The organism is Mesorhizobium sp. WSM4976 (genome assembly GCF_029625685.1).
GTDB lineage: Bacteria > Pseudomonadota > Alphaproteobacteria > Rhizobiales > Rhizobiaceae > Mesorhizobium.
Genome location: NZ_JARTVT010000025.1, coordinates 93,341 through 102,366, shown reverse-complemented (window position 1 = coordinate 102,366; position 9,026 = coordinate 93,341). Strand labels below are relative to the sequence as shown.

Genomic DNA, 9,026 nt, shown 5'->3' with positions numbered 1-9,026 from the left:
TGGTGAGTTTTGATCACAAGTTCTGTGAGGATTTTTGGCTGGAAAAAGCTCGATGGACAAACCAAAGTTTGGCAAGTATTTGTTACCATAACTCACAAATGTCTTGGCCATGACCCGCAGACTGCCGCCACTCAACGCCTTGCCGGCCTTCGAGGCCGCCGCACGGCATTTGAATTTTTCCAGGGCCGCGGACGAGCTCAACCTCACGCATGGCGCGATCAGCCGGGCGATAAAACATCTGGAGGATCAACTCGGCGTGCAGCTCTTCGAGCGCGCGACGCGCTCGGTGCGGCTCACTCCGGTCGGCGAGCCCTATGCGGTCGCGGTGCGCGAGACGCTCGACCAGCTCGCGCTGGCGACGCAGACCGCAACCTCGCGCCACTCCGGCTCGACGCTCAACGTCAGCACGTCGGACGGGTTTGCGGGCAAATGGCTGGTACCGCGGCTCTACCGTTTTCACCGCGCGCATGGCGATATCGACGTGCGCGTCTCGACCACCGGCCGGCTAACCAATTTCCGCGGCGACGGCATCGACGTCACCATACGATATGGCGGCGGCCGCTATCACGGGCTGACGTCGGAATTCCTCACCGGCGAGGAAGTGTTTCCCGTCTGCAGCCCGAAGCTGTTGGAAGGGCCGCATCCGCTCAGGCAACCCGAGGACCTCAAGCACCACACGCTCATCCGCGACGGCTACCGCATCGACTGGGCGGCATGGCTGGCCAGCGCCGGCGTCGAAGGCGTCGACCCCAACAGCGGGCTCACCTTCGATTCCGCCACCTTCGCGGTGGAATCGGCCGTCCAGGGTGAAGGCGTGGTGCTCGGCCGCACCATGCTGGTTTCCGCCGACCTTGCCACCGGCCGGCTGGTGCGGCCGTTCGATCACGCGCTGAAGGCCGTCTCCAGCTTCTATCTGGTCTATCCGCCGGAGGCGATCCGTCAGCGCAAGGTCAAGGCGTTTCGGGACTGGCTGTTTTCCGAGATCGGCCCGGGCTGACGTGGCCTCAGGAAACCTTCCTTCGGCTCCGCGGTTGATACCGATCCGAGAGTGGGTCATTCATGGCGAGACAAAGAACAGCGACGGTCAGACACGCCAAGCGGCCGCGCTCGCGTCCGCTGAAGGGCGAAGAGACGGAAGTGAAGCACGTCGTCGAGACGCAGGGGCTGTCGCCTGCGCAGGCGCGGGAACTTGTACGCCGCTATGGCAACGACTGGCGCAAGATCGAGGAAGCCGCCAAGACCTACAAGGGCGACGACTAAGGCTCGCCTGCCGACCTGAAGCAAATGTTCATAGCCCGGATATCGACGCGAGCCGCAGCCCGTTTGGTCTCGGCTTTCGCCGTTTCGAGATTTTCCATCTCGACGTGGATCGGCGGCTACGCCGCGGATTCGAGGAACTCAAAACGGAATTTCGGCATTCGTCTCCCCGTTTCCAGCGGCGGACGGTGCAGGCGCAATCGAGCCATGATCATCGCCGCCGCCATCGCGCTGCTCCTCCAGCACGGTCTCGGCGATGTATTCCTTGAGGTCGCCCACTTCCTCGCTGATCTCGTCAGGCCCTATGCCTTGGCTTTCGGCGTCGGCGATGCACTGATCGGCCAGTTCAGCGGCGACTATCTCGGGCGGCATCGAGACGCGGGGTTCGGTCTTATGCTCATTGATCCATTCCTCCACGAAGTGGGCGGTTTTGTTCACGAGCATGTCGGCCTCCGGCGAGGCTTCGGCTACGGGCTGTTCCAGCTTGATATCCATGCAAGAGCATCCTCGATGATCTTCTTCAACGCCGATTGGTCGCAAAGGATGCAGCGCTCGGTCGATGGTGAGCGGCGAGCCGGGGATCGGCTGACCAGGCGCCGGTCGGGGCTCGCGCATGTCGGCCGGGAACCTGAATCACGGTCGAACATTCTTGCTGTTGGGAGAAACTGACCGCAGGCGAAAGACGTGAAGGCTCAGGGCTTTAGAGCGCTGCTGGCCAGCGGAGCACTCGCTGCCGGGCGCAAGGCCGGCTATTGGCTCGACATCCTCAAATATGTCGCCGTGGCCGTCGCCGCCGCGATTGCCACGCTGGCCGCGGTAAACCTCACCCCGGAGCCGCGTGTCATCCGCACGATCGTTCCGCACCGTTTCGACGCCGCGGATCCGCAATTCGTGCAAAGCATGAGCAGCTATTCGCAAGGGCAGATGTTCGAGCAGAACGCCGTGCAAACCCTCGTCAACGGCGACGAGATTTTTCCGGCGATGCTGCAAGCGATTGGCGCGGCCCGATCCAGCGTCGACATGGAAACCTACATTTACTGGTCGGGCTCGGTCGGTTATCAGTTCGCCACGGCGCTGGCCGCGAAAGCCCGCGAAGGCATCGAGGTCCGAGTGCTGGTCGACTGGCTCGGCAGCCTGCCTTTCGACGAGAACCTGATCCACATCATGACGGGCGCCGGGGTGCGGTTCCAGCGCTACCGCCCCGTATACTGGTATACGCTTGACCGGGTGAACAATCGGACGCACCGCAAGCTGCTCATCGTGGACGGGCGGGTGGCGTTCACCGGCGGGGTCGGCATCGCGGACAACTGGCTGGGCAATGCGCGCAATCCGAACGAGTGGCGTGACACGCATTATCGGATTGAAGGACCTTCGGTGGGCGCCTTCCAGGCAGCCTTCGCCGAGAACTGGCTGGAGACCGCGGGCGAAACATTGCAAGGAGAGAAATTCTATCCGCCACCCGAACCCGCAGGCGCGCTTAGCGCCCAGCTGATCCTTTCATCGCAACCGAACGGCTCCGAGAACATGGAGCTGATGATGCTGGCCGCGATCGCCGCGGCCAAGGATCATCTGCGCATCGGCATGGCCTATTTCGTGCCGGACGAAATTGGGCTGCAGCAGATACTCGACGCCAGGAAGAGAGGCGTGGCCGTCGACGTCATCGTGCCCAATTCACTGACCGATGTGCCCATCGTGCGAAAGGGCTCGCGCCACTTCTGGGGAGAACTGCTGGAAGCGGGCGTGCGCATCTACGAGTTTCAGCCGACGATGTATCACCCCAAACTGCTCATTGTCGACGACGTCTGGGCAAGCTTTGGTTCCACCAATCTGGACGAGCGCTCTTTGCGCCTGAATGACGAAGCCAGCCTCAATGTCTACGGCAAGGATTTTGCGCACACGCAGATCGACTTGTTCAACGAGGACCTGAAACGGTCGAGGCAAATCAGCCTGGCGGAATGGCAGGCGCGCCCGCTGACCGAGAAAGTCACCGATTGGCTTGCGAGCAAGCTGCACACGCAGCTCTAGGTTCGGCGCGAAGAGTTTCGCGCTACGATTCACCTGGGTTAGGGCGGAATCATCAACAAACATCCAGGATGGTCGTGCCAGAACGTTGGGGTTGGCAGGCCCGGTCGGCGGTGGTTGTGTCACCAGCATGTCCGCCGGTCGGGCGTCCTTGGGCTGGGGCGCGGAGGAGGAGACATGCCGATTACGAGACTGTCGAAAGGCGCATTCCTGCCCGACGAGGTGAACTTTCTTGGCCGCGTCCTTGAACTCGGCGCCCATGTCAATGAAACCGAGGAGCAGCGCGAGCGACGAGCCTTGCGCATCATCGCGAACTACATGGCGGGGATCACCGACGAGCGGGAACTGGCGGAGCTGTCGCGAAGACCGCTGGGCAGATGACGCGCAGCGAAGCGGCCAGCCAAAGCGAGGCCGCGATGAAACTTTCGACGGTTTTCCCAGTTCGGTTGGAAGGAGGATTCTCGATATGACTGAACCTGGTGAAGGCAGTTCCCATGGTCGAATTGACGACAAGCAGCTCGTCATTCTGCTGAAGCAAAAAACCGGCATTTCCGACGCTCAGGCCAGGCGGCTGATAAAGGCTGTCGGGCGCGACCGGCCGTCGCTTTTGCGAGAAGCCCGGATCATAAGGGCGCGTGTTCAGACGTCCGCTTCAGGTCGTATGTGACCGGCGGAATGCGGCGCATTTCCTACCGGCCTCCGCGACAGTGAAGGCGCTTCGCGGCTTGTGGTTTCGAAAACCGTGCCGAACCAGGCAGCGGCTCGTCGAAGTCCGTTGGCTTGCACGGGCATGCCGTTTGCGCGATGCTGAACGGTCATGACCACCCAGTATCTGGACCACAAATTGGAATGCCCGTTTTGCGGCGTCATCCGTTTGAACATTCCAGCCGATGCCCAACCCACAACACCGATCCATTGCGCCGAGTGCGGTGCGTATCTCGGCACGTGGGACGAGCTTCAAACCGACTTCGAGCAGCAAGGCGGCACCGACGGCGTGTTCCGGCTGGACAAGGGGCGTATCAAAAAGCTCAATTCCAGTCGGTAAGAAGGCCGCTGCCGGTGGCCCGAATGCTGGCTGATCGACTGCTCGACACGCCGAACATCGGGCCTGAGGAATGGGACATGAGCGCATCCGCCAAGTCCTTGACGGTTCAAACTCGTAAACCCATATCGAAGTCGGGCACGGACCGCCGCGGTCCCGCCCTATCAAACTCAAATTGTTCGTTCGACTTGGAGGATCTTATGAACGATCGGATGTTCGACAGCCCTGTTTTCGTCAAGAGCGGAAACAGCCTCGTCCAGGAGATCGCGTGCCTCGAGGACGCGCTGGAATTCCTCTATGAATGGCCGAAGAACCGGCGCGGGCCGATCTATGAAACGGCGCTGCGCGCCTGCCAGCGGGCATTCGACAGCGGTTTTCCGCTGACAGCGGCCAGAGAGGCATTCTGCGGTTTCGCGAGGTCTGCCAGAATCCATGAAGACGTGAGCACCACCCTGCCCTGGATGATCGGCAAAGGCCGCAAGGGCGGCGGTCTGACCGCCTAGCATCGTCGCGGATCGAGGAGTTTGCGATGTTCGCCAAACCATTCGAAAAACCAATCCGGGTTTGGGTAGGGCTGGGCTTTCCGCGTCAGTTGAACACCGTCGTGGACGCCTATCAATTCGCCATCGACTGGTGCGGCAACAGCCCCGAGCAGAAGGCGGCCATCCGTGCCTGCAGGGCCGCGCTCGCCGGGGATGTCGATGCGGAAACAGCGAGGGGCGTTTTCGTCGCCTTTGCGCGCAAGAAGGACATCCTCATCGAGGATGGAGCCATTCCCCCCATGCTTGGAAGTGCTCACCCAAAACATGCCTGACGTAAGTGAGGCGGCGGCCAGCGCCGCCTCATTGCCTCTCAGTCGCGATCGCCGGTGGCGAGCACTCGCGATGATCTTCACGTTGCGCTTTGATAGGAACCAGATCGGGGCTGCCGCGTCATAGAGGCAGGTCCTAAAGCATGTCTCCCGAAAATGGTACCCGGTTTCGGGAGAAGGACATGCGTAACATCAAAGACCTAAAGCGCATGGAGCGAATCCGAAGGATCGCGACGCGCTTTGGTCGCGGTTCCGGAGTGACGTCGATGGTCAGGTTCCTTGTTGTCGTGGCGGTGGCGCTCGGCATCGCGTGCGGCATGACGCAGGCAGCGAGGCTGCAACCCGACGCGGTCAATCAAGCGCAATTCAGCGAAGGCGAACCAAAAGGCGTCAGCCCCATGCTGCTCAAGGCACAGGTGCTTCTGGACCGCGCCCGCTTCTCCCCCGGACTGATCGACGGCCGCGCATCGCAGAACTTCACCAAGGCGGTCGCGGCCTTCCAGGCGGCGAACGGACTGCCCTCCGACGGCAAGCTCACGCGGGAAACCTGGGACAAGCTCGCGGCCACTTTCGCCGGTCCGGTGATGACGACCTATGAGACCACCGCGAAGGATGTGCGCGGCCCCTTTACCAGGCGCATCCCGGCCCGCATGGAGAGCATGGCGCATCTCAAACGCCTCGGTTATCGCAACGCGCGGGAGAAGCTGGCCGAGCAGTTCCATATCAGCGAACAATTGCTGGGGGTGCTCAACCCCCGCGCCGGGTTCAACAAGGCCGCCGCGAACCTAGTCGTGCCCGACGTCGGCCGCGGCGATCCGCCTTCACAGATAGCCAGCGTCGAGGTGGACAAGGCATCGCGCCAGGTGCGCGCCCTCGATGCAGCCGGCAAGGCGATTGCCGTCTACCCGGCCTCGATCGGCAGCGAGGAAAAACCGGCGCCGAGCGGCGCGGCCGAGGTCAAGCGCGTGGTGCACGATCCGACCTATCACTACAATCCGAAATTTGCCTTCAAGGGAGTGAAGACCAAGCATCCCTTCACCATCGCCAAGGGACCCAACAATCCCGTCGGATCGGTGTGGATCGACCTCTCGATCGAGAGCTACGGCATTCACGGCACACCCGATCCGGGCAAGATCGGCACCACCTTCTCGCATGGCTGCATCCGGATGACCAACTGGGATGCCGAAGACCTCGCCGCCATGGTCAAGCCGGGAACGAAGGTCGACTTCAACGACGAGACGGCGCAGGATGGGCAAGCTCAGTGACTGCCGCCGCCCGCAGCCCGGGCGGCACACCACTGCATAAATCCAGCTTATCATGACCCCTAATTTTTGAAGACGTTACAGCGCCGATCACCCCCTGTAGCTTCGATCGCGGTTGTTCTCGGCTCGTCGAAAAACTTGGTGGTTTGATGCAGACACATGCGCGGGTAGTGATCGTTGGCGGAGGGTGCGTTGGCGCTGGTATCCTCTATGGCCTAGCCAAGCGCGGCTGGACCGACGTGGCGCTGCTGGAGCGCACGCAACTGACCGCCGGCTCGACTTGGCACGCGGCGGGGCTGATCCCCTCCTATGCCCGCAACATCAATGTCGGGCGCATGATCAACAAGACAATCGAGATTTATGAGGGGCTGGAGGCCGAGACCGGACAGCCGGTGGGCTGGCACAAATGCGGCCAGTTGCGCATCGCCAATTCACGGGACCGGCTCGATGAATTCAAAAGTTATATGAGCGTCGCCGAGGTGCAGGGCATGCGGGCGCATCTGCTGACGCCCGACGAAGCGCGAAAGCTCTGGCCGCTGCTCGACAACAAGGAGATGCTGGGCGCGCTCTACCATCCCGATGACGGGCATATCGCGCCGGCCGACGTGACGCATGCCATGGCCAAGGGCGCGCGCGATCTTGGCGCCAAAGTCTATCTCAACACAGAGGTCACCGGCTTCAGACGGACGCCGGGCGGCGAGTGGCTGGTTCAGACCAATCAGGGCGACATCACCTGCGAGCATGTGATTTGCGCCACCGGCAATTACGCGCGCCAGACCGGCGCGCTGCTCGGTCTCGACATCCCGGCGATACCGATCCTGCACCAATACTGGATCACCGAAGCGGTGCCGGAAGTGGTGGAGCGCAAGCGCGGCGGCCGGCCCGAAATGCCGATCCTGCGCGACGAGGGTTTCGAGGGCTATCTGCGCGAGGAAGGCGACGGGCTGATGTTCGGCCCTTACGAGCGCACCGAGCACCTCAAACTCTTCGCCGAGGACGGCGTTCCCGGCTGGTTCGGCGCCGACCTGCTGGAAGAGGATTTCGAGGCGGTGTCGTGGAACTGGGAGCAGGCGTTGCGGCTGGTTCCGGCGCTCGGTCGCGTCGGCATCAAGGCCAATGTGCGCGGGCCCTTCCAGATGACGGCGGACGAGCTGCCGCTGATGGGACCAGCCTGGGGCCTGCCCAATGTGTGGCTCGCCGAAGGCGTGCCGGGCGGCATCCTGTGGGGCGGGACAATAGGCTATTACCTGTCGGAGCGGATCGTCGAGGGCGGCAATAGCCTCGACACGTCCGATCTCGACCCGCGCCGCTTCGGCGACTACGCCAACAAGGAATGGACGCGCGAGAAGGTCCGCGAAGCCTGGGGCACGCATGCGGAGCAGAAGTATCCGGGGCAGGACATGCCGGCCGCGCGTCCGCAGAAGACCGCGCCTTCCTATGACCGGCTGACGGAACTCGGCGCGGTCTGGGGCGTGCTCAATGGCTGGGAGATGCCCAACTGGTTCGCTCGCGACGGCGTCGAGGCCAAGGACCAGTACAGCTGGCGCTGGACACCCAAGGGCAATCTTGTCGGCGAGGAGGTGCTGGCGGTTCGCAACGCGGTGGGCCTTGTCGAGATGACGCCGATGACCAAGTTCGAGGTGTCGGGCAAGGGCGCGGCTGCATGGCTGGACCGGATCATCGCCAATCGGCTGCCCTCAGTCGGCAAGGTGACGCTGGCGCATCATCTGACGGCCAACGGTGGAGTGCAGGCGGAGTATATGGTGGCGCGTCTCGGCGAGGACCTGTTCTACCTGATCTCAACGCCGCGCGCCGAGCGCTGGAACTTCGACGACTTGTCGAGGTTGCTCCCTGCCGATGGCGGCGTGAGCCTGAGGAACGTCACCAATGACCGCGGCTGCTTCACGGTGGTCGGCCCGAAGGCGCGAGACGTGCTGCAGCCGCTGACCGAAATCGATCTTTCCAACGAGAGCTTTCCCTGGTTCGGCGTCAGGACCGGCAGCGTGGCCCTGGCCAGCGATGTGCGGCTGCTGCGCGTCAACTATGAGGGCGAGCTCGGCTGGGAGCTCTACCATCCGCTGCCCTACCAGCGGCAGTTGCTCGATGCGATCCTGAGAGAAGGCGACAAGCACGGCATGCGGCTGGTGGGGCTGCATGCGCTGGAGTCGCTCCGGCTCGAGAAATCCTATCGCGCCATGTATCGCGACATGAACCCCGAGCTCAACGCACTGGAGAGCGGACTGGAGCGCTTCATCCGCCTCGACAAGGGCGACTTCGTCGGGCGTGACGCGGTGCTGGAATACAAGGAGCGCAACGACCAGCGCCGCTCGGTGACGCTCAGGATCGATACGGACGGCGCCAGCACTTTAGCCAATGAGGGGCTCTACAGCGACGGCAAGCTGGTCGGGCGCATCACCTCCGGCGGCTATGGCTATGCGCTCGGGCACGACGTGGCGCTGGCGCTGCTGCCCGGGCGTTTTGCCAGGCCCGGCACGAAGCTCGATGTCGCGATCCTCGGCGAATGGAAGGTCGCGGAGGTGATTCCGGACTCGCCCTACGACCCGACCTCGGCCAGGGCGCGGATGTAACAGGCGGGGCCTGCAAAGGGCCCGTTGCCGGCGTCTTTCGGAGG

At 62.9% G+C, this 9,026-nt stretch carries 10 protein-coding genes; 9 read left to right on the top strand and 1 reads right to left on the bottom strand.

Going from position 1 to position 9,026, the window contains the following annotated elements; genetic code table 11:
* Positions 1–109 precede the first annotated feature (109 nt).
* Both P9272_RS27090 and P9272_RS27085 read left to right on the top strand, forming a co-directional pair.
* Entirely contained in the window at positions 110–997 is an 888-nt protein-coding gene (locus tag P9272_RS27090) for a transcriptional regulator GcvA (RefSeq protein WP_278162941.1), read from the top strand.
* 62 nt (positions 998–1,059) lie between these two features.
* A complete protein-coding gene (locus P9272_RS27085) occupies positions 1,060–1,260 on the top strand; it encodes a hypothetical protein (protein ID WP_278162940.1) in 201 nt (66 codons plus the stop codon).
* Between the two features lie 138 nt (positions 1,261–1,398).
* Here the strand turns inward: P9272_RS27085 and P9272_RS27080 are convergent, their stop codons facing one another.
* Positions 1,399–1,752 carry a hypothetical protein gene (locus P9272_RS27080; protein ID WP_278162939.1) on the bottom strand — a complete coding sequence of 118 codons (354 nt, stop codon included), beginning with the start codon at positions 1,750–1,752 and terminating at the stop codon, positions 1,399–1,401.
* Between the two features lie 189 nt (positions 1,753–1,941).
* On the opposite strand from P9272_RS27080, the gene P9272_RS27075 reads away from it, so the two are divergent.
* From P9272_RS27075 to P9272_RS27045, 7 genes are all read left to right on the top strand, one after another.
* Complete coding sequence (locus P9272_RS27075; protein ID WP_128260813.1) at positions 1,942–3,282, top strand: phospholipase D-like domain-containing protein; 1,341 nt, start codon at positions 1,942–1,944, stop codon at positions 3,280–3,282.
* Positions 3,283–3,456: 174 nt separating this feature from the next.
* On the top strand, positions 3,457–3,660 hold the full coding sequence (locus P9272_RS27070) for a hypothetical protein (protein ID WP_278162937.1): 204 nt from the start codon (positions 3,457–3,459) through the stop codon (positions 3,658–3,660).
* 436 nt (positions 3,661–4,096) lie between these two features.
* A complete protein-coding gene (locus tag P9272_RS27065) occupies positions 4,097–4,324 on the top strand; it encodes a hypothetical protein (RefSeq protein WP_128260812.1) in 228 nt (75 codons plus the stop codon).
* A 197-nt stretch (positions 4,325–4,521) separates the two neighbouring features.
* On the top strand, positions 4,522–4,824 hold the full coding sequence (locus P9272_RS27060) for a DUF982 domain-containing protein (protein WP_128260828.1): 303 nt from the start codon (positions 4,522–4,524) through the stop codon (positions 4,822–4,824).
* Positions 4,825–4,850: 26 nt separating this feature from the next.
* Positions 4,851–5,135 carry a DUF982 domain-containing protein gene (locus P9272_RS27055; protein WP_278162935.1) on the top strand — a complete coding sequence of 95 codons (285 nt, stop codon included), beginning with the start codon at positions 4,851–4,853 and terminating at the stop codon, positions 5,133–5,135.
* A gap of 179 nt (positions 5,136–5,314) precedes the next feature.
* A complete protein-coding gene (locus P9272_RS27050; protein WP_278162933.1) occupies positions 5,315–6,397 on the top strand; it encodes a L,D-transpeptidase in 1,083 nt (360 codons plus the stop codon).
* 146 nt (positions 6,398–6,543) lie between these two features.
* Positions 6,544–8,982, top strand: a complete 2,439-nt coding sequence (locus P9272_RS27045; RefSeq protein ID WP_278162932.1) for an FAD-dependent oxidoreductase — start codon at positions 6,544–6,546, stop codon at positions 8,980–8,982.
* The last annotated feature ends 44 nt before the right edge of the window (positions 8,983–9,026 follow it).